The sequence below is a fragment of the Streptomyces sp. HSG2 genome, from assembly GCF_016598575.1.
In the GTDB taxonomy this organism is placed as follows: domain Bacteria; phylum Actinomycetota; class Actinomycetes; order Streptomycetales; family Streptomycetaceae; genus Streptomyces.
Genome location: NZ_CP066801.1, coordinates 3,057,661 through 3,079,336, shown reverse-complemented (window position 1 = coordinate 3,079,336; position 21,676 = coordinate 3,057,661). Strand labels below are relative to the sequence as shown.

Here is a 21,676-nt window from a genome sequence, read left to right as displayed (position 1 = left end):
GCAATGCCCCTGTCATGTTCTGAGAGGTTGTCGGCAGGTACGCGAACCTGGGCGGTGGAAGTCGACACCGTGGGCACCGGGGCGGTGGCCGCGGCGCCGGGCCGTGGACCCCGGCGGAAGCGGCCGGGCGCCCCGCACGGGGGCGCGAGGCGCCGCCCGCCCCCGGGCGACCGAGAGGGCCGACAGTGCCGGAAGGTCGGGACCGCGATACCGGCCGGCGCCGCTCGCGAGCCTGAACCACGCCGCCCGCCCCGCGGCCGACCCGTGTGCGTGGGAGGGGAGCCCCTCGACGGGGACGGACGGCGGCTGCCCGCGACGCACCGGGCGGTGGTGGACGGCGCCGACACCTCGCCACTCGGCCCGTCACACGACCGCGGGTCCTCGCGGTGGTCACCGCGGGCGGGCGCACGGTCGCCGGTCGTGAGGGCGGGTGTCACCACCGGTGGCCGGCAACGTGCCGTCCACCGGTCGGCGGACACCGGACCGGCCCCCGACCCGGGCCGTACGGGTGATCCGAACGCTTGTGTCGGGGAATAGCTTGGTTCGTACCGCCGCCCCGGTCGGAGCCGTCGGCAGTCGGCAGGGCGTCGGCGAGGTCAGATGTTCAGGCGATGAGAATGAGAAGGGCAGGCAATGACATGACCGCCGTCGAGCTGCTGAACTCCGGTACCTCTCTCCCAGAACTCCGCGAGGGTGACCAAGGGCGCCGGCCGCTGTTCTGCACTCCGGTCTCGATCGGAATCATCTGTGTCGCGGCCACCGCCACGGGCTGGGCCTTCGCGGGAGCCGTCGCGGGCCTCGTGTACAGCGCGGTGGGCTGATCGGCCGCGGCCCCGTCCGGGCCGTCACGGCCCGCGCACCGACCACTCGGAGGCGGGGCGCCGGGACACCGCCACAGCCAGGGAAGCGCCGGCGCCCTTCGGGCGGGCGGGGTTCCCGCGATCGACGGACAGAAGGCTCCCCCGCGCACCGGCCGTCCTTCCGACAGGCCGACCACCACCGCCCGCCTACCTTCGACGACAGAGCACCGGAGAGGACACCGAACCATGAACGCAACCACGCACAGGGCGATCGAACATCGCCTCACCCACCCCACCACCGGCCTCGGAGAGCTGCGCGAGGATCACGAAGGCATCGCGCCGGTGGAGCAATCCCCGGTCACGGCGACGGTCTACGTGGTGACCATCACCATCGTCGGCGCCGCCCTCACATTCACGGCGGCCATCGACTGCCTCGGGGACTGAGCGAGGCATGCGCCATGACATCGCACAGGAGGAAGGGATCATGACAGACAGCGTCGAGATGAGACGAAAGGCCGGAGAAGCGACAGCGACACGGTTGAACGAGGATGCCACCGCGACAGTCACCCACGCGGTGTCTCCCGTCGCGTGGGTCCAAGCTGCCATCTTCTGCGCCATCACGCTGGGGGCCGCCGCTTGGGTCACGGCCCAGGCCGTCTGACCAGCGGCACGAGAACCCCGGAGCACGGACCCGGGTCAGGGCCCCCGCCTGGCAGGTGGGGGCGTTCTCACGTGCTCGATCCCCGCTCTTGCGGACACCGAACACGCGGGACCCCGCCCCGCCTCCGGCGACAGCGTCACTCGGGTCGGCCGAACCGCCGAGCGGCCCACCAGAGGGCGACCACCCCGACCACCAGGAGGAGAGCGGCTTCGAGAAGCAGGGAAGGCTGCCGACCGGCCCATTCGACGCCCAGGCCGGGCGACTGCTCCGGCACCCGGTGGGCGATCAGGCGACGCAGCAGATCCACGCCATAGGCGAGCGGGTTGAACGCGGCGAGCGTGTGGGCCCACCCGGGAAGGTTCTGCAGGGGGAAGAACCCACCGGACAGGAACAGCAGCGGCATCATCACCAGACCGAGCAACATGTGGAAGATCTCCGGCCGGTCCAGCCCGACAGCCAGGGCCAGCGCCAGGGCCGTGATGGTGAACGAGGCGAGGGTCATCCCCACCAGCAGCAGCACCAGCAGCAAGGGATCGTAGGGCAGGCCGACAGCACCGATCAGGGCCAGCAGGACCGCCCCCTGCACAGTGGCGACCAGGGTGCCGCCGGCACAGACCCCCGACAACAGCGTGGACCGCGAGACGGGCGCCATCAACAGTTCGCGCAGGTAGCCGCTCTGCCGATCGGTGATCAGACGGATGCCGACCATGATGGCCGGAGTCTGGACCGTCATCATCAGCACGCCGGGAAAGAGAAAGGCCCGGTAGCCGACCCCCAGCGAGGAGTTCGGGATCAGCGTGGCCAGACCGCCGCCGAGAACGAACAGGTACAGCACCGGCTGAAGCAGCATCAAGACGGTGTGCACCGACTGCGACCGCAGTCTCAACAGGTCACGGTGGACCAAGGCTCGGACAGCGCGCGCCTCGCGACGCAAAGAGGACTCCCGCCCCGACGCGTCGGTGACCGGAGTCGTCACCGCGGCGGGGGAATCGGCCAGGGAACGGGCGCTCATGGCACCTCCACACGTCGTCGTCCGGCCCGATGGGGCCCGTAGAGCAGGCCGTGAACACCTCGCACACAGCCGAGGAGGAGCGGCCGGGAGGCCCTCCCGCCCGCCTCCACCGACCCCGGGGCAGCCGCCCCGGTCACCGTGGCCCCTCGGCAACGCCCGACGAGACACGGTCGGGATCGCCACCCGGTCGGCCCTCGCCGGGGGCGTGGATGCTCCGGCCGGTGTGGTGGAAGAAGACGTCGTCCAAGGTCGGAGGAACCGCGGAGGCGGCGCGCACCGCTATCCCCTCGGCTTCCAACGCCGCGCACAGGCGCGGAATCCAGGCGCTTCCCCGCCGCACCCTCAGCGACAGCCCCTCGCCGTCCACCGTGGGAGGCGGAACACCGGGCGTCGACCGCGCCACCACGCCCGCGGCCGCGGCATCGTCCCCGGTGCGCAATCGGACACGGTCGGCGCCGACGGCGGCCTTCAGCTCCCCCGATGTGCCCTGGGTGACCAACCGGCCGTGATCGATGATTCCCAACCGGTCGCAGTTCTCGGCCTCTTCCAGGTAGTGGGTGGTCACCAGCAGCGTGCAGCCGTACCGGTCGCGCAGCGCGCGCAGGTGCTCCCAGACCTGGGCACGAGCGTGCGGGTCGAGACCGGTGGTCGGCTCGTCCAGGAACAACACCCCGGGGGCGTGCAGCAGGGCACGCGCCAACTCCAGACGTCGCCGCATACCCCCGGACAACGTGCGCACCGCCGACCGCCGTCGGTCCTCCAACCCGACGGTCTCCAACATCTCGTCGACCCGCCGACGCACCGCCCGGCCGGACAGTCCGTACAAACGCCCATGCACGACCAAATTTTGTTGGGCCGTCAGGTCCGGGTCCAAGGAGCTGTGTTGGAAAAGCATGCCCACGCGCCGGCGAACCTCCTGCGGGCTGTCCGACACATCCGCCCCCGCCACCACCGCCCGCCCCGACGTGGGGCGGGCCAACGCGCAGAGCAAGGCGATCGTCGTCGACTTGCCCGCGCCGTTGGGACCCAGGAAGGCGTACGCCTCGCCACGCATCACATCCAGATCCAGACCCCGCACCGCGTGCGTGGTCTTCCCTTCCGGCCCCGCGAAACTCTTGAACAGCCCCCGAGTCGTGATCGCGTACCCCGGCGAACACTCCTCACCACCGATCGCGCCCCCATCCGCTCCGGGTTCCACGGACCCGTACACACAGACCACCTCACCCTCACCGACCACAACCGACGACACCTGGACGACCCGACCGCGTCGCTCTCGCCACACCGGCTCGGACGACCTCCATGCGGAGGCGCGTCCCACGCCGGCGGGGTGACGAGGTCCCACGAGGACCGATCGCTCATCGGGTGGGTGGGACGGGGTCGTCCGGTTCCCGGTGGGTGATCGGTCCTGTGGGTCACGGCCCGGTGGGGGTCGTGAGCGGTGTGTTCCGGTCGGCGGCTGCCCCGGGCCGCCGCCGACCGGACAGGGTCGGGATCAGGCGCAGCTGATACCGATGCAGATCGTGTTCGCGAGGGTCAGCAGGCCGACGCAGGCACAGGTGCCCGAGAACGACTCACCGTCCACACCGACCGGGTCGGTCTCGGGAAGGGCGTGCAGGTCGGCCAGAACTTCGAGGGCCTGGTTCTCCATGGCGTTCTCCTTCTCTTTCCAATGGCGGCAGGCTTTCTGCCGCTCGGCCCGTGCTACTGGGTGATCCAGTGCCGGGAGTACGGGTGGCGGGTACGCAGGAGGAAAGCGAGGATTCCCGCGGATCCGTCGCTCCAGCCGGTGGAGACCTCGCCGTACTCGTTGGGAAAGACCACGTGGTCTCCCCGGCGGGCGTGTTCACCGACGATCAGATCGGCCAGGTCCCCGGCGGCGTCCCGATAGACGCCCTCACCGGTGGCCTCGGCCATGTCCATCAGGAAGTCGCCGTTGCCGGCCAGGCCGTGACACTGCCCCAACGGCGCCCGCGAGGCACGCTCGACCACCGCCCGCGCCGCGCCCCGCGCCAGATCCGCGAACCGCTCGTCCTCGCACCGCGCCGCCAGGCGTACCAGGAAGGTGCCGATCCCGGCCGAGCCGTGACACCAGTAGGGCGCGGTGGGGGTGTCGCCGGCCTGGGCCGGCCAGTGCGTGGCCTGATCGACCGTGACCGCGTGGGTGGCCAGTTCCTCCCCGGCGGCCAGGGCGAGTTCGAGGTGTTCGGGTCGGCCGGTCACCGTCGAGGCGGCCAGCAGGAAGCAGCCGATGCCGGCGCTGCCGTGGGCGAAGCCCAGGTAGCGTTTGCCGGCTTCCTCCGCCATGGCCTCGGCCGGGATGGGCCAGCTCACCCCACCCGGGTGCCGACGCGCGGCGGCCAGGAGACGGTCGGCGCCGTGGGCGAGGAGCTCGGCCATGCGGGTGTCGCCGCTGCGGTGCCACAGGTGGACGGCCGCCATGCCACTGCCGGCATCACCGTGGGTGATGTCGTGGCTGAGAGTGGAGGACAGCGGGGCCGCGGCCAGGTCCAGGGCACGGGCGCGCAACCCGGGATCGTCCAGCACGCGCCCGGCCTCGTACAGGGCCCAGGCCACCCCCCTGCCACCGAAGTGCAGACCGGGGCGGATCCGCCCGGTGTCGCCGCGATCGACGATCCAGCCGGCGGCACGGGCCAGGACATCGGGCAGACGCGGATCGCCCGTGGCCTCGTAACAGGCGCACAAGACCGCCAGGACCCCCGCGGCGCCCTGCTGCACGGAGCGAGGATCGGTCTCCCCCGCCACCGTCGACACCGGCCACAGGCGCTCACCGCCCGACGCCGACTCCGGCGGCGTCATCGAACCCAGCAGATGCTCCACGATTCCCGCGATCACCTCGTCCACCACCCAACCCCCGGCGGTGGCGGTGGCGGTCCTGGCGGAAGTCGGGGTGTGGGTGGCGGTCCTGGCCAGGGTGTTGGTGGGGGTGCCCGGGTCGGTGTCACCGTCGGTGGTGGGTGCGTCCGTGCGGGTGTGGGCGGTGATGGTGGTGGCCGACGCGGTGGGCGTGGCCGACATGGCCGACGCGGTGGGCATGGCCGACGCGGTGGGTGTGGTGGGCGTGGTGAGGTTCATGTGGTGGAGGGCTTGTCGGGCTCGGGTGGTGTCCCAGCGTCGGGTGGGATCGTCCTCGGTGAGGCCCAGGATGAGTTCCGTGGTGCCCCGGGGGAGTTCCGTGGTGCCCTGGGAGCGGGTGCAGGCCTCCAGCCAGCGTGCGAGACGTTGGTGGGGGGTGTCTCGGGTGGGTTGTTCGGGCAGGAGGTTGGGGACCTTGCCGTGCAGGAGGAAGCAGATGGTCGCGCCGAGGCTGTAGTAGTCGGCGGTGGGTGAGACGGGGGCGTCGTGGAGGCGTTCGGGGGCGCTGAAGCCCGGTGTGCCCACGCGGGTGGGGGGTGGTGCCTGGTCCTGCCAGGCGGCGAGTTCGAGGTCGATCAGTCGTGGTGGGCCCTCGGGGGGGACCATGACGTTGCTCGGGGTGAAGTCTCTGAGGACGCAGCCTTGTGCGTGGGCGGTGGCGACCAGGTCGAGGAGTGGGCCGATGAGGTGGGTGGCCTCGGTGAGGTAGCGGCGTCGGCCGATGTCGCGGAATCGGTCGGCGACCCAGTTGCGCAGGGGGATTCCGGGGATTTCCTCTTGTGCGAGGAAGAGGTGGCCGGCTGTTTCGAACAGGCCCAGGGGGCGTGGGGTGAGGCCGGTGTGTCGTAGGCGTTCCAGGGTCGTGGCCTCGGCGCGTGTCCAGTCGCGTACGTCTTTGCCGTGGGTGTCGCTCTCGACGTGGGGGCGGGCTTCCTTGATGACGACGGGGGTGCCGGTGGCGACTTCGGTCGCGCGGTAGACGCCGCCTTTGTTGGTGTGGCGGATGGCTTCGCGTACGGCGAAGCGGTCGTCGAGGAGGACGGGTTTTGCGGTGTCCTTCCTGGAGCGTGTGGTGACGGGGACGTGTGAGGGGAAGGGGCATGTGACCCAGGTGGGCTGGTGGTATTCGCCGGAGCGTTTGTCCTCGACGAGGTTTCCGTCGGGGTCTTCGTAGCACCACACCAGGAGTCCTTTGTCGGACAGGTTTCGGCGGGCGGCGAAGGCGCCGTAGCGGTAGTGGACGAGGCTGTCGGGTGCGTACGGTCGGTCCGAGAGGATTCTCGGGCCGGGCAGTCCCTTCGTGGCGTCGTGGAGGTCGCGGGCGATCCTGACGGCGGCGGTGTCGTCGACCGGGTAGACGGTGATGAACTTCGCCGCGTTTCCGCGTGGGGTCGCCCGGGTGTTGAGGGCCGCGACTTCCTCGGGGCGGGCCACGAACTTGAAACCGGATTCCTCGTGGAGGAGGACTTTCAGGGAATTGGACAGCACCTGCGCGGCCGACCCTGCCGTCGCCGAGACGTGCAGTTTCCATCCCTGTTTCCGCCATACCCCCGATCGGTGTCCGACACGGCACCACACATCGTCGGACTCCGCCTTCCAATCCCCTTCCACGCCCTCCCCTCGCACTGCCTGATTCAGCACGTCCTCGAAACTCACCACCGAACCAGTCCCCGCCATCCCGATTCCTTCCCGCCGCCCGAAGAACACCCCCGAAATATGACGTCAGTAGGAAGAGATACACAACAGACCACCAGCCAACTCACCCGATCCAGCGAGCGCACCCCACCAGCGCACACCCCGCCCCCACACCACCCCCTACCAGCCTCCACCAGCACAAACCCCTCAACACCCCACCACACACACCCCATCCACCCCACACGCCACGAGGAGAACGCCCGCCCCGCACCGCCATCCCAACAACCCCCGCGCCAGGACCGAGTCGAGCACCTCACCCCCTCTCGAACCGGACCGGCACACGCATCACGGCGCGACACCGGCCACGCGGCAACCCTCGGCCTCGGCGCGGTCCATGCGAGAGCCGAGGAAGATCAAGACCAAGCCGTCACCACGAACACCCAGTTCATCGCGGTACACGCCCACTCGATCGCCCCGGCGGAATGCGGCGGAATTCCGGCGCTCACCCCACTGCCGGGCGGGACCGGCGGCACCAACTCAGCCCGGACCGACGTGCCCACCCGCGGCGGCCCGACCTCGGCCACGCACCCTCGCGGAGCGGATCACTCGTCGGACCCACCCATGCCCGCTCGCCGAACAGCCCCGGCACCACCCGATCACCCATCCACCGCGTCCAGGAACAGCGGTCGGACAAGTCGACTCCCCAACACACCCCGCACGTCGGGCAATCACCCGACGAAGGACGGGCGCTCGGCATCTCCGACGCGATGCGAACGCGCAGGATCCTCGACGCCCACGTCGCCGACTTCGGCGAGCGAACGCGTCGCCGTCGTCACCATCCACGCATCGCGCCACCCGCGCCTTCTCGCGCCGACCCGTCGTCGGGCTCCCAAGGGTCAGTTGGTGGTCGCGACAAGCGAGACGAACAATCCCGCCGTCGCCCAGGCTCCGGCGGCCGTGCCAGACACGGCGAGCATCCCCGGAGTCACCGGAGCGGGCGACCGCGCGATCTGGCCGGTGACCTCCTCAGCGAGTTCCCCGGCGGTGGAAGCATGCTCCGCCAAGAACGTTCCGTTCACAGGGAGACCTTCTCTTTCCGCGCTCGCCGTGAATTCACCAGGGCTGCAGGAACCTGGTGCGGCACGGCGCCTCCCCGACCGGTCGGAGCGATCGCACCAGGCGCGCATCCACCCATCGGGGGACCGGACTTTCGACTCATCGGCGCCCGGGAAACATCGTTCTATGGGACAGCCAGGAAAGGGACGGACTACCTAGACTGGGCATGAGCCAACCCGAACAGAAAGGGGAATACGGCCATGGAATCGCAACTCCCGACAACGCCGCTCGCCGAGAGCGACCACGGGTGGTCACTGAAGGGCGCGACAGTCGTCACCATCACACCGTCGGTTGTCGCGGCCGGAGTCGCGTGCTTCATCGGCGCGGCGATCGGAAGTGCCGCCGGATTCATCGCGACCGCCGCGGTGACCGAGGCGACGGGAAGCTGAGATGAGAACCGATCTTCAGAGGAGCTGCACAATGAACACCGCATGTGTGGAACGGATAACCTCGGATTCTCTTCGGGAGGACACGCCCGGCCTGACCCCTGACTCCCCCCAGGTCGTCATGATCGTGCCGGCAGCCGTTTACGGTGCCGTGGCCATCGGCGGAATCCTCGGAGCAGCCGCTGGGACCGCAGCCGGTTGGGCCGTCGCGGACGCCGTGTTCGGATGAGCGGACGAAAACACACCCCCCACCACCGTCCTGCCCGCACACGGCAGGGCTGACGCGAGGTCCATCAGCACCACGTCAGGCCCGGAGCGGGCCGGGTGGCGGCCGTGCGTGGTCACCCGCCGCCAGGCGAACCGAAGGCGGCGTGCGAGTTCTCACCCTCCCAGCCGGTCGGGCTGCGCCAGATGACATGCACGCGAAAGACGTCGCGAATCGTCCCTGCGGACCACCCTTCCGCGGGTGGTTCGGACAGGACGAGGTAGAGGCTGTCGGCCGGGGCCGGCAACGTGTGGTCGACCTCGAGCAGGCGGGTCGCGCCCGATCGCAGATCGGCATAGGTGGAGAGGCCCGCGCCCAGTGCCTCGTAAAGGAAGAGACCCTGCGGGGTGACGCAGCTGACGTCGACCACCGAGGAGTCCGAGGGCTGGAGGTCCGCCCAGAGAAGGGCCGACTTCAGCGCGTGACGAACCGCCTCGTGCCTCTTGCAGGTGCGGTCGGCCGCGACGGAGGCTTCCAGGAGGCGGCGGAAGTCCTCCCGCGCGGTCGCGGACGGTGTCGTGGCTGCGGTGGTGTCCGCGGTGGTCATCTGCGCTTCTTCCTTCTGGTCGGGTTGTCCGGGGGCGACGGGGGGCACGCCGTCGGAGTACGGTCTCGTCGCCTCACCGAAGCGTTCCTGAAGCTCTCGCCGTGCTTCGGTGAGAGCCCCCGCCCAGCCGGAGGCGTCCAGCCTCTCCGCGAGAAGGCCCGCGTCGAACGTGTCGTCCTTGAGCGCGCGGTTGGTCGTCGCGGCGAGGTCACGCAGGGCTCCCAGCCGTCCTCTGTCCGGATCACCGAAGAGGTGAGACACCTCCACCCAGTCCGCCTGGTCCCGGCGTAGGACGCGGTTGGCCATCCCCTGAAGCTCGGAGAGGCGGTCGCGTGCCTCCGGAAGGCCACCGTTGCCGCAGCTCAGCTCTCGCAGCACGTCGAGCGCCGCGAGGTAGCGCCCCGCCATCCGCGCCGAGATGGGCGAACGGCCCCGCCGCTCGGCGGTGAGCACCGTCTGGCGCGTGTCGTTCGCGAACACCCAGCAGTCCAGCTCGTCGCCGCGGCGCGGGGGAACCGAACCCTGACGGACGGTGAGCACCACCGGCCGGTCGATCACCGGAGACAGCGGCCTGACCTTGTACCGGCCGCCGGAGACGTGACCCATCACCTCGACCCGGACGTCGGTGCCGATCAGGGGAAGACCCTCCGCCTCGCCCGCCGACCCGCCTTCCGCTGCCGCGGGCCGGGTGTCGTCCGGGCGGTGCGTGAGGGCTTCCGGGAGCGGGGAGGTGTGCAGGACGGTGAGGCTCTGGGTGCTGCGGGTGAGGGCGACGTACAGCCGGCGCAGCCCGGCGGGACCACGGTCGGCGATGGTGGCCGGCTCGATGACCAGGACGTGGTCGTACTCCATGCCCTTGGCCTGGGTGGCGGCCAGCACCGACACGGTCTCGCGGTGCCGCGCTCCGATGGCGTCACCCTCCTGGATCCTGCGGCTGATCGCGTCCAGCCAGTCCGAGTCGTCGGGGACGATGACGGCCACGGATCGCGGGGTACTGCCGTCGTCGGTGTCCACGAGCCGGGCCACCTGCTCGACGGTGTCGTCGAGGAGCTTCCACGACACGGTGGCCACGGTCCGGACGGCGTCCGCCCCCGCCTCCCGGACGGCCTGGGGAAAGGGCAGAGCCGGAGCGATCACCTGCGCGAGCGGGGCGACGAACTCCATGATCTCGGCGGGGACGCGGTAGCTGGTGGTGAGCTGGGCCACGCTCCAGTCGCCGTGGTCGGAGAGGAGTGCGCCGAGCAGATCCCAGTTCGTAGGGGTGTGGGCGCCCGTCGCCTGAGCGAGGTCGCCCAGTACGGTCATGGAGCCGCCTGCGGCGCAGCGCCGCCGCAGTGAGCGGGCCTGCATCGGCGTGAGGTCCTGGGCCTCGTCGACGACGATGTGCCCGTAGCGCGGCGGTGTCTCACCGCTGATCAGCACCCGGAGCTCTTCGAGGCATACACGGTCGGCCAGGGTCCACGGATCGGCGTCGGCGCTCACGGCGCGGGCGCGCGGCAGGACGGCTCGCTCGTCCTCGTCGAGGATGCCGTCGGCGCAGTTCCGCAGGAGGTCGGCCGAGTCGTAGAGGCTACGCAGGGCCTCCCGGGGGCCGGGCGAAGGCCAGACGCGTTCGAGGAGGCGCTCGACCCGACGGTTGCGCTCCAGGTCACGGCGGATCGTGCCGGCCTGCCCTCGGCGCGGCGCGATGTCGGCGAGTTCCTGGAGGAGCCGGTCGACGAACAGGCCGCGGAAACGGTCGCGCCGCTCCCGGAAAGGGCCATCACCGGCGTGGGCGCGGTCGAGGAGCGAGAGGACCTCGGACTTGGGCACGCGGAGGGTCGTGCTGCCGGCGGTGACGACGATCGCGGGCTCGTCGCCCTCGAAAGAGGGTGCGACGGTGAGGGCGTCGAGCGCCTCGGGCCGATAGTCGCTCTCGACGCGGCGTCGCAGCACGGCCGCCATGCGATCGTCCGACTTCACGAGACGCGCCTTGGGCGAGTCGACGCCGAGAATCTCCCCCTCCCACAGCCGGTCCAGTTGGACGGCGTTGACATCGCGGGTGCCGAGGGTGGGGAGGACCTGGCCGACGTAGTCGAGGAACCGCTGGTGGGGACCGATGACCAGGACGTCCTGGGCCTTGAAGTGCGCATTGTCGACGAGCCAGGTCACCCGGTGGAGACCGACCGCCGACTTACCGGTACCAGGGCCGCCCTGGATCACGAGAATGTCCGAGGGGGAACCGGTCACCAGCTCCATCTGGTCGCGGCGAATGGTCTCGACGATGTCCCGCATCCGGCCGCCGCGTGATCGCTGGAGTTCGCGCAGCAGGAAGTCGTCCGGCTGAAACGCCCTGCGCCGCCGGCGTCGCACGACGTCGCCGGGGGTGGGGGCCGACGGCCGCGCCGGGGCGGGAGACGCGTCCGTTGCCCCCTCCGTCGCGCTGTCGTCGGCGGCCTGACGGGGCTCCGGTACGGGGGCGGGTTCGGGCGCGGGTTCGGGGACGGGTTCGGGCGCGGAGGTCGATGGGGAGATCTCGTCGAAGTAGCCCTCGACGATCCGCCGCACGCAGCGCAGCCGCCGACGCAGGACGACCTCACCCGGATTCTCGGGCCGGGCCTCGATCCACTTCTTGGCCAGCGGGCTGGTCCACAGCAGGACCACGGGCTCGTGCGAGGCGTCGTGCACACCACGGCGCCCGATGTACCAGGGACGGGCCTCCTCCTCCGGGTCCTCCGGCGCGTCGACGCGGGCGAAGACCAACGCCTCGTCGCCCAGCCCTCCGTAGGCCGCCGCGCGCGCCTCGACCTCGGCCCGGTTGGCGATCCCGTCCTTGCCGCTGGCCGAAGCGGTGGCGGCGGACGATCCGCGTAGTTCGGCCAGCTTCTTGCCATAGCAGTCGTACGCGTGGTCCACCGCACGCTGCTCGCCGGCGAGGATCTCGTCCCGCGTGGTGGTACTCATGTGCGTCCTCCCCGCGATGTCAGGTGACACCGCCCCGGGCATGTGCCCGTACCTCGCGGAAACAACTATCAGAAACCGCGCGATGACGAACAGTCAGTGGATCACTTCTCGGACGAGTCGATCGGCCTCACCCGCCGGACCCTCCCTGGTCGCAGATGGAGCCGAGCCCGCACAGGCGGCGGTGGCAACACCCCGGACTCGGCCGAGGCCACGGAACACACCACCGTCGGACCGCCCCCGGCCCCTCTCCGTCGGACCGCTCCGCCCCCTGTCCGCCGGTCCCCGGCGGCCTGCTCGGCGAGCGCCGCGTCTCTGCCTCGGGCATTCCGCCGACGCTGCGAGTTCCCCGGCCCGCCGCCCTCGGAGCCCCCCCGACTCCCCGCCCGTCCACCCGCCGCCAAGGTGGCCCCATCACCGAGGCTCCCTCACCCGCTACACTTACGGAGGCGCGCCAGTACCCCGGCGCACCACCGGATCGGCAGGCCGATGCGTCCGGGACCGCGGCTTCGTCGCAGTCCTCACACATCTTCCTGTGGATCCCGGCCTTCGCCTTCGTAGCTCAGGGGATAGAGCACCGCTCTCCTAAAGCGGGTGTCGCAGGTTCGAATCCTGCCGGGGGCACAGCCAGAAGGGCCAGCTCAGGAGTGGTTTCCTCCCAGGCTGGCCCTTCGTCGTGTTCGAGGTCGTGCCACACGCGTGCCACTAATGCCACGCGGATGCCACATCCCCTAGCCGCAGGCCCCTCCCCCGCCGTCGCGGATCATGGCCCCGAGTCGATCGGCGATGGCCCGGTCCCGGTCGCTGGTCATGTGCTGGTAGATCAGCGCGGCCCGGGAGCTGCTGTGCCCCATGCGGGTCATCAGCTCCCGCGTGCTGGCCCCGGCCGTCGAGGCCAGCGTGTTGCCCGTGTGCCGCAGATCGTGGAAGTGCAGCTCGGCCGTGACGCCCGCGGCCTTCCGGGCCTTGACCCAGTCGTCGCGGAAGTTGCTCCGCCGCAGTTGCCCGCCCTGCGGCCCGACGAAGACGTGCCCGTCGCGGCCGGGAGCGGCGAAGTGCTCCAGGTGGTGCGTGACCGCGTCGAGCAGTTCGGCCGGGAAGGAGACGGAGCGCACCCCGGCCGCGGATTTCGGCGCCTTGTCGAAGAGCCTGCCGTCCTGCAGCTCGGCCTGAGCGCGGCGCACGGTGACGGTCAGCCCCTCGATGTCGATGTCCCGGCGCCGCAGGGCCGCCAGCTCCCCGAACCGCAAGGTGGTGAAGGACGCCAGGAGCACGAGCAGCCGGTAACGCGGCGCGATGGAGTCGGCGACGGCGAAGACCTCCGCCACCGTGAGGACCGGCCGCTCGGGCACGTCGTAGCGGTCCGCGCCCTTGACGCGGCACGGGTTACGCCGGATCAGTTCGTCGTCCACGGCCGTGTTCATCAGGGCGCGCAGCAGTTGGTACGCCTTGACCACCGACGGTTCACCGACACCGACCGCCAGGAGCTTGCCGCGCCAGCTGCGCACCCGGGCCGTCGTCACGTCGGCCACGCTCCCGGCCCCGAAGGTGGGCAGGATGTGCAGCCGCATCACCGACTCGCTCCGCTCACGCGTGCGGTCGGCGAGCTTCCGGTCCCGCAGCCACGCGGTGGCGTACTCCTCGAAGTTCACCGCCCCGGCGTCCGGGTCCGACCACTGCCCGCGCGCGATGTCCGACTCGATGTGAGTCAGGGCGACTTGGGCATCGGTCTTGGTCGCGTACGTCTTCTCCGCCGGGCGCAGCTGCCCCGTCTCCGGGTCTCGGTAGCGGACCTGCCAACGGCCGGACGGAAGCTGCCGGACCGAACCGAAGTCTCGTCGCCTTCCCTTGTTGTTCGCCATCAGGCAGCCCTCCGCAGGGAGCTACGACGGTTGCCGATCGGCTGCACCGTGTTGGCTTCGATGAAGGCGTTCAGTGCGCTCTCCGTGATGCGGACGTGCCGACCGACCTTGACGAACACGATGCGTCGCTCGGCGATCAGGCGGCGCGGGAAGCGTTCCGTGGTGCCGAGGAGTTCGGCCACCTGCGCCACGGTCAGGTAGCGGTCAGTCATGGGTGGGTTCTCCTTCCGGTGAAGTAGCGGAGTTATGAGAGGCGGCGAGCCAGGTTTCTGCGGCGGTCAGTCCGGTACCGGCGAAGCGCCAGTGCGAGAGGACAAGGACGGTGTCCGGGTCGGGCAGCGGGTGACCGGCTTCGGCCGCACGTTCGCGGGTGAGGGCTTCGTTGTGGTCGGCGCGTTCCTGACGGAGGGCGCCGAGGGTGACGGAGTAGGCCCGGGACTTGGTGGAGAAGTGGCCGCGGAAGCCGAGCATGTGGGCCCACTTGCGCAGGCGTAGGTCTTCGAGTTCGGGCAGCGCGCCGAGCTTCCAGCAGGTGAGGATCATGCGCCGGGCGTGGTCGGTGACGCCGGAGCCGGTCAGGTCGGTGATCGGGTTGCGGATGGGGCGGTCGAGGGTGCCTGCGGTTTCGGCGCCCTTGGTGGCGTACTTGGCGATGTAGGTGGCTACGGCGCGGCTGGACAGTTCCGAGGTGCCCGCGAAGTCGGCGGAGCGGATGGGACGGATGTCGAGCTGTTCGCCGAAGCGGAAGGCGTGCGCGTGGCCGTCGAGGACGGGGCCGGGTGCTTCGGCGAGGCGGGCCGCCGAACGGATCGCGTCGGTGAGAAGTTCGGTCGTGGCCCAGTCCGGCGGGGCGTCCTCGGGGCCGTCCGAGCCGTCGAGGCGGATGACGGCGTGGAAGTGGACGGCGCCGCGCCGCTGGTACTCGGCGACCTTGGCGTAGGAGACCTTGAGGCAGTGGCGCAGTTCCGTGCGGTTGATGCCCGCGCGCGAGGCGAGCTGTTGGCGTAGGTAGGTGGTGAAGCGGCCCCACAGTGCCCCGGCGTGTGCGTTCCACAGGACGGCCGCGCGGTAGTCGTAGCGGTCCGGGTCCAGGGGTGTGCCGAGGGTGGGGTCGTCGTCCGCGTGGAAGCGTCCGCAGCGGCACCGGCCGCCGCCGGGGCGGTTGTGGACAGGGCCGAAGGTCGGAGCGGTGAAGGTGGCGAAGACGCGCGGGTGTCGGGCGACGGACGGCCCGATGCCCTTGCCGCCGCTCAGTCCGGCCGTGACGAGGTGGAAGGTGTCCTTGCGGTACACCTCGGCGCAGGTGGCGCACCGGGTGGCGCGGCGGTTGTTGCAGCGGATGAGGAGTTGTCCGGCCGGAAGGTCACGGGCGACGACTTCCCGGATGATCTCCCCGGTGGCGGCGTGGACGTCGAGCCGGTGGCCCTCCATCCGTACGGGCTGCTCGCAGCCGCCGAGGCGCTGGATCTGGTGGGCGTAGGCGCTGAGGTCGCCGTGCCGGGCGAGGGACGCCAGATGACGGATGGCTCCGGCCGGAGCCGTGGAGTGCATGTGCGGATTCCTCCTGGCAGCGAAGTCGGGGGTTCGGGGCGATAGACCCCGCCCGGCTTGTCGAGGGGGCTAGACAGTGCGGGCAAGCCGAGCGGGCAGAAGGCGATGAGGTCAGCGGCGGTGGAGAAGGGAGCGGAGGACGACGGCGCACACGGCCACGGACGCGGCGGTGATGGCGACGGCGAGGAGCATGGAGACCAGGACGGCACCGACGACCAGGACCACAGCGGTACCGCAGCCGACGAGGGCCAGTGCGGCGCCAGGGGTCAACTGGACAGCCGGGCGGGACGGCGTCGGGGGCACGGGGGCCGGCTGCGGAGTCACAACAGCCGGAGTGATGGCGGTCGACTCGACGACGGCGTTCGGGCTGACCAGGCCGGTCGGCTGCGGCATGGTCGGAATTCTCGGCTGGAACATGAACGAGTCTCCCTTCGCGATTACTTGACGGCGGTGTCGAGGACGGGGGCCAGCAGGCTGTCGGCGAGGAGGTAGCCGCCGAGAAGTAGCACGGCGATGAGCCACCAAGGCGGACGGATGAGCTTGACGCCGAGGACCCCGACGACGAACAGGGCGAGCCAGAGCGGAACGTCCATGGCAGTGGTCTCCTGTCAGGCCGGGCAGCGGTGGGTACGGGCGGCGAGTTCGGCGGCGGCGCGGCTGTCGTACTCGGCGGAGAAGTCGCAGCGAGGCGCGGTGCAGGCGGCCAGGTGGCGGTTCCGGCCGCGGTCGATGTACGAGGCGACGTTGACCGGGCCGATACGGCGGACGTTGCGGAAACGCGGGTTCATGGCGGTGCTCCTCTCTCAGAGGTGAGCGGCGACGGATGCGGTCATGGACGGAGGCAGGCCGAGCCGGGCGCGCACGGCGTCGGGATCGGCGGGGTGACCGGTGGTCGAGCGGTGTTCGTCGGCCAGGACCCGGACGCGGTCGACGAGGGCGGGTGGCAGGGCAACGGCGGGAACAGACGCCGAGGGCGAAGCGGTGACCGGTTCGGCGGGGGTGTGATCGGTACGGGGTACCGGGAGCGCGTCCCGGTCGGGCACGTCGACGGCAGCCGGTGGGGCGGCGTGTGGCTCCGGTTCCGCGTTCGTGGTCGAAGCGGCCGGCTCCCTCGGCCCGTCCTGAAGGTGTGGTGCGTGGGCCAGGAGGGTTCCGCCGAAGAAGGCGACGGCGGGCCAGCCCGCGACCGTGACGCGGAGCCAGGCCGGTACGTCGTCCAGGTCGAGGAGTCCAGCCGTGGCGACGTTGGCGCCGAGGGACGCGGCCAGGGCAATCAGGAACCACAGCCGCGGACCACCGGCTGCCTGTCCCGCTCGCTGCGACTGACGCATCCGGCGCCAGGCGGCGACCAGGAGCAGGTCGACGCTCACGGGGTAGGCCCACGCCTTCCAGCCGTCCTGTCCGGCTGCCGCAGCGAGGTCGTGCAGGTGGGAGAAGGACAGAGCCCCGGCGATGACGGCCTGAACGATCACGGCGTCCACACGGGCCAGGTGAGCACGCATCGGCTCGACTCCTTCCGCGTGATCAGCCGTCGGACTTGAGGCAGTCGGCACGCTCACGGGCGAGGCGAGCCACCTCGGCGGCGTCGGCGTCGCCGGGTGTGTGGGCGGCGATCCGCTCCAGCAATTCCGCCTTACGCTCCATGAGCGCGGCGTGGTCAGCGGAAGTGCGGCTCTGCCTGAGCGCGGCCGAGTCGGTGATCAGCGCGCTCACCTCGGCGATGGTGGGGCGTGACATGGGCTTCCCTTCGGTTCCGGGCATGGACGGGGTAGGGACGTGGCGCGAAGCGGTCACGCCGGCCGTAGGAGAGAGGGAGCGCGGCTACTCGGTCACCGGGCGAGCGGCGGGGGCCGAGGGCGAGGGTGACTTGGCCGCCTCGGTGGCGACGACGGGCCGGAATGAGGCGAGCCGGGGCAGTTCCGGCGCCAGGGCGGCGGTGTCACGGCAAACGGCCGCCGCGTCGTCGAGGGTGAGGTGCGGTGAGCGGACGCGGGACCAACCACCGGTGGAGTCACCGACGACGGCGACGCCGGGCCGGTCGGCCGGGATCGAGGTCGCGGCCAGGGCCGCCTCTGGGGAGACGTCGGCCAGCGCCATGTTCGCCGAGGACTCGTCGTTGACTCGGTGGCAGACCCGGCCGGTCAGCTGAGCGCGGAGCATCGTCGCACCCTTGCCGAGTTCCGAGCCGAAGCGCTGCCCGCAGACCTCCAGATGGATGCCGGCCGCGCGACCGAGCTGGGCAAGGCGGATGAGCTTGGTGACCATGGCGTCCCGCCGCTTCTCGTCGTCCCTGCTCGCGGCGAGGAAGAGTTCCGCCACTTCGTCGACGACGACCACGACCGGCACCGGCCGTACGTCGTCCGGCAGCCCCCACACGTCCGAGGTGATCACGGCGTCCGGGCCGACCATGCCCGAGAGCCCGACCAGACGGAACCGTGCCTCCATCTCCTCCAGCAGGACGTCGAGGAGGTCATTCGCCCGATCCGGATGGTCGGCGAGGGCGGACAATCGGGGAGCGAACGGCGCCAGTTCGACGCCCCACTTACAGTCGATGCCGACAAGCACGACCCGTTGCCGGGCCAGGCCACACAGCAGGTTCCGCAGGTAGACGGACTTGCCGGACTGCGTGGCGCCGAGGATGAGTTCGTGCGGCACGGTGCGGAAGTCCCGGACGTGCCATGCCCCGTCCTCCCGCAGTGCGAGAGGCAGGGAAAGCGGGCCGTCCGTCCGCCGACGCCGGGCGGGACGGACCTCGGCAAGGACGTCCCAGCCCACCAGGCGCAGTTCGAGGCGTCCCGGCTTGGTGGAGCGGACGTGCACGGCATGTGCGCCCCAGGCGTGCCGTAGCCGGTCGGCCGAGGCGGTGAAGTCCTCGGGCGCCTGCCCGGCCGCCAGGCGCAGCCGCATCACGAGACCGGATCCGGTCGGCCACGGCAGCGAGTGACGGGGCGGTACGGGAGCCGCCTGCCACCCCACCACCCGGGCCGTGGCCCGGCGGATGGCCGAGGCGGGAACCGTCAGGCCGCATGCATCCATCGTCGCCCGGTAGGAGGTGAGCACCCGCAGCGCGACGGCCGGGTACCCGATGAGCCACCAGAACAGGACCGGCAGTCGACGGCGGAGAACGAGCAGCGCGGCCAGGACCAGCAGGACCGGTAACAGCACTCGGACGATGTCAGTCATGGCCGTCAGCCCTGAGCCGGTGCGGCGGCGCTGACCATGACAGCGTCGGCCCGGTAGGCGATGCCGTGCCGGGCGCGCCCGCCGAACTCGCTCTCCCAGGGCCGGGCCACCAGGCCCGACAGGAAGACCGGTGCGCCCATCACCAGGCCGTCACCGATGCCCTGTTCCGGGATGGTGACCTTGACCATGTCCGAGCCGCCGGCCGCGATGAACACCAGCTCCAGCGTCATGAGTCGCTGATTGGTCACCGGGTCCACGGCGACCTCTCCGGTCTGCCGGTCCCTCACCTTGACCTCGGGCAGCTTGGTGACGAGGAGCGTCGCGTCCGAAGTGTTCACGGGGATGACACGCATGTCAGAACCTCACAGGGTTGTGGGCACCGGCCGCCCGGCACCACGCGAACTGAGTACCCCCCTAGACACCGCAAGGGAGGACGCCCCCAACTGTCTAGGGGGGTTGACGACTACCGTAAACCGACACCCCGTCAACTGTCTAGGGGGGTATACGTGCGTGTCTCGGCGTCCGCAGACGCTCTACGGCAGCGCCCAGTGGAGGACGCTGGCGTCGTCCCGCGCCTTGCCACGCGGCCAGCGTCGGCCGTCGGGGTCGCCGGCCTCGGCTTTACGCACGCGGCGGATCAGCTCGTCCGGCCCGGAGGAGTCGAGGGCGGTCAGGGTCTGCCGCCAGTCGGCGAGTTGGAAGCGGTCGACGAGTCGCGTTGCACCGTCGCTCATCAGCGTCACGGATGCCAGTGATTCCAGCGGCGCCCTGCCTGTCAGGGCGTGTTCGGCGGCCCGCGGGTCGGGGCCCGCAATCCAGAAGCCGCCCGGCCGGTTGCGGAGCCTCGTGAGGGCGTCCCGGTACTCGGCGAGTGCGGCGGAGTGTTCGGGCGAGCCGGTGGACAGCGCGTCGACCGGCCCGCGCAGCCGCTTGCCCACCTCGTCCAGGCGCCGGTCGGTGACCACATCCGTGCCCCCGCCCTTGTCGGCAAGGAGGAGCGTGGAGTCACCGAGGACGAGATACTCCACGACTCCCCCACCGGCCCGTACGGCGACTACCGTGCTGGTAGGACTGGCCCTATAGGTCAGATCACACGTGTCCTCGTGCAGGGCCCGGACAAGGCCGATGGAGTCGGCCAGGCAGTCAGCGAGCGACCGGGCCGGCTGTACAGCGATACTGCGCAGCAGCAGTCCGCCCAGCATCGAGGAGAACCAGGCGACGCCATGCGTACACCTGGTCTCAGCACCGCCGACCCCGGCACCGTCGAGAAGGACCGCCGCGCCGGGAGCGGCAGCGGCGAAGTCCTCGTTATCCCGGTCCGGTTCAGCGGGTAGCGAGGCGAGGGCGATCCTCACCCCGACGTCTCCTCGTCGTGCCGGTACAGGGGGCAGAGCAGTTCGACGGACTGCGGTTCGCTGGTCTCGGGGTCGTACTCGACACCCACCAGCGTGGAGAAGCGGCGGTCCCCCACCTGCCCCCACAGCGTGTTCAGGTCATTGGCGAGCAGCTGCACGACGCCGAGGGAACCTTGCGTGTGGATACCGGCGATGGCGAGCAGCGAGCCGGAACCGTCCGGGCGGGAAAGCCGGCCGAGGTATCCGACGTCATACGGGCGGACCGGATCACTGTCCTGCCCCGACCGGTGCACGGCGCCGGTGCGGCGGTCCACCACCGTCCAGGGCCCGTCTTCCGCGTGCTCCCAGCGCAGTACGGGATCCTGCGCGTACGTCTCCCACATCTCCTGAGACATGCGCGGCCCGCAGACGACGACCAGGCCGTCCCGGTTGAGGTCGATCTCACCGCTCACCGGCACGTGTTCCGAGGTGACGTCGAGCCCGTACGACCGCGCCAGGTCTTCAAGGCGCTTGCCGGAACTGACGTCGTCCACGGCGACGACCGTCCGCCCGCGCTCGTCGTCACGCCGCAGCGGAGTGGCCACCGTGACGGCACCCCGTCCGAGGAAGGCGCCTTCCGGCGCCGGACCGGTGTGCCGAATCTGGTGAATGCGCCCGCGGCTCAGGCCGGCTTTCGCGGCGATCTGCGCGTACGACAGCCCTTGCGCGTGGAGGTCCTGGACCACCCGCCGGCGGAGCCGGGCCAGTTCGGTCACCTCTTGCTGCGCGTCGGCCAACCGGGTCGTGACCTCGCGCAGGAGCAGGTACGGATCATCAATCGCCATGATCCGTTGCAGCTCGTCCGACATGACCTCACCTCCTAGCGGTAACCAGGAGTCTAGGGCCCTAGACGGTATGGGCGAGAGACGCCGTCCCGACCGAACGCCGATCACGTAGAACCTGGCCCGCCGTCGAGGAACACCCCGGGGACTCACCCGCCACCACCCGCGAAGCGACCACAGGGCGCGGCCGACCGGAGGACGGTCACACGCCCTCCCGCGCGAGATCAGCCCACACCGAGCGGCCCTCCGGCCAGGTCTTCACGCCCCAGTCCTTCGCACACGCGGCGATCATCCGCAACCCGCGGCCGCCTTCTTCCTGACCAGTCGCATCACACAGGTGCGGTAGACAGTCGCCGCCCTGGTCCACCACCTCGATGCGCACGAGGTCGTCGCCGAGGCCGAGCACGACGAGGAACCAGCCGCCGACCGAGCCGCTCAGCGTGTGCCGCACGGCGTTGGTCGCAAGCTCGCTCACGACCAGGACGGCATCGTCGACGGGCCCCTGTTCTTGCAGCAGGGCAGCGATGAAGTGACGGGCGTGCGCCACTTCCTCAGGCAGCCCGGGGAAGGCACGGCACCACTTGGAGCGCATGGGACTCTCCTCTGCGTCTAGGGGGCTAGACAGCCCAGCGGCAGAGTATTCCCATGCACGACCAGCAGGCCAGGCA

The 21,676-nt window shown here is 70.7% G+C and carries 23 protein-coding genes and 1 tRNA gene; 5 read left to right on the top strand and 19 right to left on the bottom strand.

Going from position 1 to position 21,676, the window contains the following annotated elements; all coding sequences use genetic code 11:
- Positions 1–638 precede the first annotated feature (638 nt).
- The 3 genes from JEK78_RS13130 (at position 639) to JEK78_RS13120 (ending at position 1,461) form a co-directional block, all read left to right on the top strand.
- Complete coding sequence (locus tag JEK78_RS13130) at positions 639–821, top strand: hypothetical protein (RefSeq protein WP_200258692.1); 183 nt, start codon at positions 639–641, stop codon at positions 819–821.
- A 225-nt stretch (positions 822–1,046) separates the two neighbouring features.
- The gene (locus JEK78_RS13125; protein ID WP_200258690.1) at positions 1,047–1,244 is read left to right on the top strand and encodes a hypothetical protein; all 198 of its coding nucleotides are present in this window, start codon (positions 1,047–1,049) and stop codon (positions 1,242–1,244) included.
- Between the two features lie 7 nt (positions 1,245–1,251).
- Complete coding sequence (locus JEK78_RS13120; RefSeq protein WP_200258687.1) at positions 1,252–1,461, top strand: hypothetical protein; 210 nt, start codon at positions 1,252–1,254, stop codon at positions 1,459–1,461.
- 136 nt (positions 1,462–1,597) lie between these two features.
- On the opposite strand, the gene JEK78_RS13115 is transcribed toward JEK78_RS13120, so the two are convergent.
- The 5 genes from JEK78_RS13115 to JEK78_RS13095 all read right to left on the bottom strand — a co-directional run bounded on the left by JEK78_RS13115 (position 1,598) and on the right by JEK78_RS13095 (position 8,046).
- Positions 1,598–2,473, bottom strand: coding sequence for an ABC transporter permease (locus JEK78_RS13115; protein WP_200258684.1), 876 nt, complete (start codon positions 2,471–2,473; stop codon positions 1,598–1,600).
- 133 nt (positions 2,474–2,606) lie between these two features.
- On the bottom strand, positions 2,607–3,671 hold the full coding sequence (locus JEK78_RS13110; protein WP_242483401.1) for an ATP-binding cassette domain-containing protein: 1,065 nt from the start codon (positions 3,669–3,671) through the stop codon (positions 2,607–2,609).
- A gap of 294 nt (positions 3,672–3,965) precedes the next feature.
- Positions 3,966–4,121: a VenA family class IV lanthipeptide gene (locus JEK78_RS13105; RefSeq protein WP_200258681.1), complete on the bottom strand. Its 156-nt coding sequence runs from the start codon at positions 4,119–4,121 to the stop codon at positions 3,966–3,968.
- Positions 4,122–4,174: 53 nt separating this feature from the next.
- The gene (lanL, locus tag JEK78_RS13100; RefSeq protein WP_200258679.1) at positions 4,175–7,024 is read right to left on the bottom strand and encodes a class IV lanthionine synthetase LanL; all 2,850 of its coding nucleotides are present in this window, start codon (positions 7,022–7,024) and stop codon (positions 4,175–4,177) included.
- A gap of 854 nt (positions 7,025–7,878) precedes the next feature.
- On the bottom strand, positions 7,879–8,046 hold the full coding sequence (locus tag JEK78_RS13095; RefSeq protein WP_207187878.1) for a hypothetical protein: 168 nt from the start codon (positions 8,044–8,046) through the stop codon (positions 7,879–7,881).
- 252 nt (positions 8,047–8,298) lie between these two features.
- On the opposite strand from JEK78_RS13095, the gene JEK78_RS13090 reads away from it, so the two are divergent.
- Positions 8,299–8,487, top strand: a complete 189-nt coding sequence (locus JEK78_RS13090; protein WP_200258676.1) for a hypothetical protein — start codon at positions 8,299–8,301, stop codon at positions 8,485–8,487.
- A gap of 338 nt (positions 8,488–8,825) precedes the next feature.
- Here the strand turns inward: JEK78_RS13090 and JEK78_RS13085 are convergent, their stop codons facing one another.
- On the bottom strand, positions 8,826–12,239 hold the full coding sequence (locus JEK78_RS13085; RefSeq protein ID WP_200258675.1) for an ATP-binding domain-containing protein: 3,414 nt from the start codon (positions 12,237–12,239) through the stop codon (positions 8,826–8,828).
- A 548-nt stretch (positions 12,240–12,787) separates the two neighbouring features.
- Between JEK78_RS13085 and JEK78_RS13080 the strand changes: the two genes are divergently transcribed.
- Positions 12,788–12,860: transfer RNA gene (locus JEK78_RS13080), tRNA-Arg, on the top strand.
- 107 nt (positions 12,861–12,967) lie between these two features.
- On the opposite strand, the gene JEK78_RS13075 is transcribed toward JEK78_RS13080, so the two are convergent.
- The 13 genes from JEK78_RS13075 to JEK78_RS13015 all read right to left on the bottom strand — a co-directional run bounded on the left by JEK78_RS13075 (position 12,968) and on the right by JEK78_RS13015 (position 21,600).
- Positions 12,968–14,098, bottom strand: coding sequence for a site-specific integrase (locus tag JEK78_RS13075; protein WP_200258674.1), 1,131 nt, complete (start codon positions 14,096–14,098; stop codon positions 12,968–12,970).
- Entirely contained in the window at positions 14,098–14,310 is a 213-nt protein-coding gene (locus tag JEK78_RS13070) for an excisionase family DNA-binding protein (protein WP_200258673.1), read from the bottom strand. Before JEK78_RS13070 ends, JEK78_RS13075 begins: the two co-directional genes overlap by 1 nt.
- Complete coding sequence (locus JEK78_RS13065) at positions 14,303–15,649, bottom strand: replication initiator (protein ID WP_200258672.1); 1,347 nt, start codon at positions 15,647–15,649, stop codon at positions 14,303–14,305. Before JEK78_RS13065 ends, JEK78_RS13070 begins: the two co-directional genes overlap by 8 nt.
- 111 nt (positions 15,650–15,760) lie before the next feature.
- Positions 15,761–16,066 carry a SpdD-like protein gene (locus tag JEK78_RS13060; protein ID WP_200258671.1) on the bottom strand — a complete coding sequence of 102 codons (306 nt, stop codon included), beginning with the start codon at positions 16,064–16,066 and terminating at the stop codon, positions 15,761–15,763.
- A 20-nt stretch (positions 16,067–16,086) separates the two neighbouring features.
- Positions 16,087–16,242 (bottom strand): hypothetical protein, encoded by a 156-nt coding sequence (locus JEK78_RS13055; protein ID WP_200258669.1) that lies wholly within the window; start codon positions 16,240–16,242, stop codon positions 16,087–16,089.
- Positions 16,243–16,257: 15 nt separating this feature from the next.
- A complete protein-coding gene (locus JEK78_RS13050; protein ID WP_086699574.1) occupies positions 16,258–16,437 on the bottom strand; it encodes a mobile element transfer protein in 180 nt (59 codons plus the stop codon).
- A gap of 15 nt (positions 16,438–16,452) precedes the next feature.
- Positions 16,453–17,151, bottom strand: a complete 699-nt coding sequence (locus JEK78_RS13045) for a DUF2637 domain-containing protein (RefSeq protein WP_200258666.1) — start codon at positions 17,149–17,151, stop codon at positions 16,453–16,455.
- Between the two features lie 22 nt (positions 17,152–17,173).
- Positions 17,174–17,386 (bottom strand): hypothetical protein, encoded by a 213-nt coding sequence (locus JEK78_RS13040; protein ID WP_200258664.1) that lies wholly within the window; start codon positions 17,384–17,386, stop codon positions 17,174–17,176.
- Between the two features lie 84 nt (positions 17,387–17,470).
- On the bottom strand, positions 17,471–18,832 hold the full coding sequence (locus JEK78_RS13035) for an FtsK/SpoIIIE domain-containing protein (protein ID WP_200258662.1): 1,362 nt from the start codon (positions 18,830–18,832) through the stop codon (positions 17,471–17,473).
- Positions 18,833–18,837: 5 nt separating this feature from the next.
- Entirely contained in the window at positions 18,838–19,185 is a 348-nt protein-coding gene (locus JEK78_RS13030) for a hypothetical protein (RefSeq protein WP_200258660.1), read from the bottom strand.
- A 180-nt stretch (positions 19,186–19,365) separates the two neighbouring features.
- Positions 19,366–20,187 (bottom strand): protein phosphatase 2C domain-containing protein, encoded by an 822-nt coding sequence (locus JEK78_RS13025; RefSeq protein WP_200258658.1) that lies wholly within the window; start codon positions 20,185–20,187, stop codon positions 19,366–19,368.
- Positions 20,184–21,035, bottom strand: coding sequence for a sigma-70 family RNA polymerase sigma factor (locus JEK78_RS13020; RefSeq protein WP_200258655.1), 852 nt, complete (start codon positions 21,033–21,035; stop codon positions 20,184–20,186). The genes JEK78_RS13025 and JEK78_RS13020 overlap by 4 nt, the downstream gene beginning before the upstream one ends.
- Positions 21,036–21,210: 175 nt before the next feature.
- A complete protein-coding gene (locus tag JEK78_RS13015) occupies positions 21,211–21,600 on the bottom strand; it encodes an ATP-binding protein (protein ID WP_200258653.1) in 390 nt (129 codons plus the stop codon).
- Positions 21,601–21,676: the final 76 nt, after the last annotated feature.

Excerpts from the sequence above, each read along its gene's own strand:
- JEK78_RS13130 (WP_200258692.1), top strand. The coding sequence starts at position 639 with ATGACCGCCGTCGAGCTGCTGAACTCCGGTACCTCTCTCCCAGAACTC.
- JEK78_RS13125 (WP_200258690.1), top strand. The coding sequence starts at position 1,047 with ATGAACGCAACCACGCACAGGGCGATCGAACATCGCCTCACCCACCCC.
- JEK78_RS13120 (WP_200258687.1), top strand. The coding sequence starts at position 1,252 with ATGCGCCATGACATCGCACAGGAGGAAGGGATCATGACAGACAGCGTC.
- JEK78_RS13115 (WP_200258684.1), bottom strand. The coding sequence starts at position 2,473 with ATGAGCGCCCGTTCCCTGGCCGATTCCCCCGCCGCGGTGACGACTCCG.
- JEK78_RS13105 (WP_200258681.1), bottom strand. The coding sequence starts at position 4,121 with ATGGAGAACCAGGCCCTCGAAGTTCTGGCCGACCTGCACGCCCTTCCC.
- lanL (WP_200258679.1), bottom strand. The coding sequence starts at position 7,024 with ATGGCGGGGACTGGTTCGGTGGTGAGTTTCGAGGACGTGCTGAATCAG.
- JEK78_RS13090 (WP_200258676.1), top strand. The coding sequence starts at position 8,299 with ATGGAATCGCAACTCCCGACAACGCCGCTCGCCGAGAGCGACCACGGG.
- JEK78_RS13085 (WP_200258675.1), bottom strand. The coding sequence starts at position 12,239 with ATGAGTACCACCACGCGGGACGAGATCCTCGCCGGCGAGCAGCGTGCG.
- JEK78_RS13075 (WP_200258674.1), bottom strand. The coding sequence starts at position 14,098 with ATGGCGAACAACAAGGGAAGGCGACGAGACTTCGGTTCGGTCCGGCAG.
- JEK78_RS13070 (WP_200258673.1), bottom strand. The coding sequence starts at position 14,310 with ATGACTGACCGCTACCTGACCGTGGCGCAGGTGGCCGAACTCCTCGGC.
- JEK78_RS13065 (WP_200258672.1), bottom strand. The coding sequence starts at position 15,649 with ATGCACTCCACGGCTCCGGCCGGAGCCATCCGTCATCTGGCGTCCCTC.
- JEK78_RS13060 (WP_200258671.1), bottom strand. The coding sequence starts at position 16,066 with ATGTTCCAGCCGAGAATTCCGACCATGCCGCAGCCGACCGGCCTGGTC.
- JEK78_RS13055 (WP_200258669.1), bottom strand. The coding sequence starts at position 16,242 with ATGGACGTTCCGCTCTGGCTCGCCCTGTTCGTCGTCGGGGTCCTCGGC.
- JEK78_RS13050 (WP_086699574.1), bottom strand. The coding sequence starts at position 16,437 with ATGAACCCGCGTTTCCGCAACGTCCGCCGTATCGGCCCGGTCAACGTC.
- JEK78_RS13045 (WP_200258666.1), bottom strand. The coding sequence starts at position 17,151 with ATGCGTGCTCACCTGGCCCGTGTGGACGCCGTGATCGTTCAGGCCGTC.
- JEK78_RS13040 (WP_200258664.1), bottom strand. The coding sequence starts at position 17,386 with ATGTCACGCCCCACCATCGCCGAGGTGAGCGCGCTGATCACCGACTCG.
- JEK78_RS13035 (WP_200258662.1), bottom strand. The coding sequence starts at position 18,832 with ATGACTGACATCGTCCGAGTGCTGTTACCGGTCCTGCTGGTCCTGGCC.
- JEK78_RS13030 (WP_200258660.1), bottom strand. The coding sequence starts at position 19,185 with ATGCGTGTCATCCCCGTGAACACTTCGGACGCGACGCTCCTCGTCACC.
- JEK78_RS13020 (WP_200258655.1), bottom strand. The coding sequence starts at position 21,035 with ATGTCGGACGAGCTGCAACGGATCATGGCGATTGATGATCCGTACCTG.
- JEK78_RS13015 (WP_200258653.1), bottom strand. The coding sequence starts at position 21,600 with ATGCGCTCCAAGTGGTGCCGTGCCTTCCCCGGGCTGCCTGAGGAAGTG.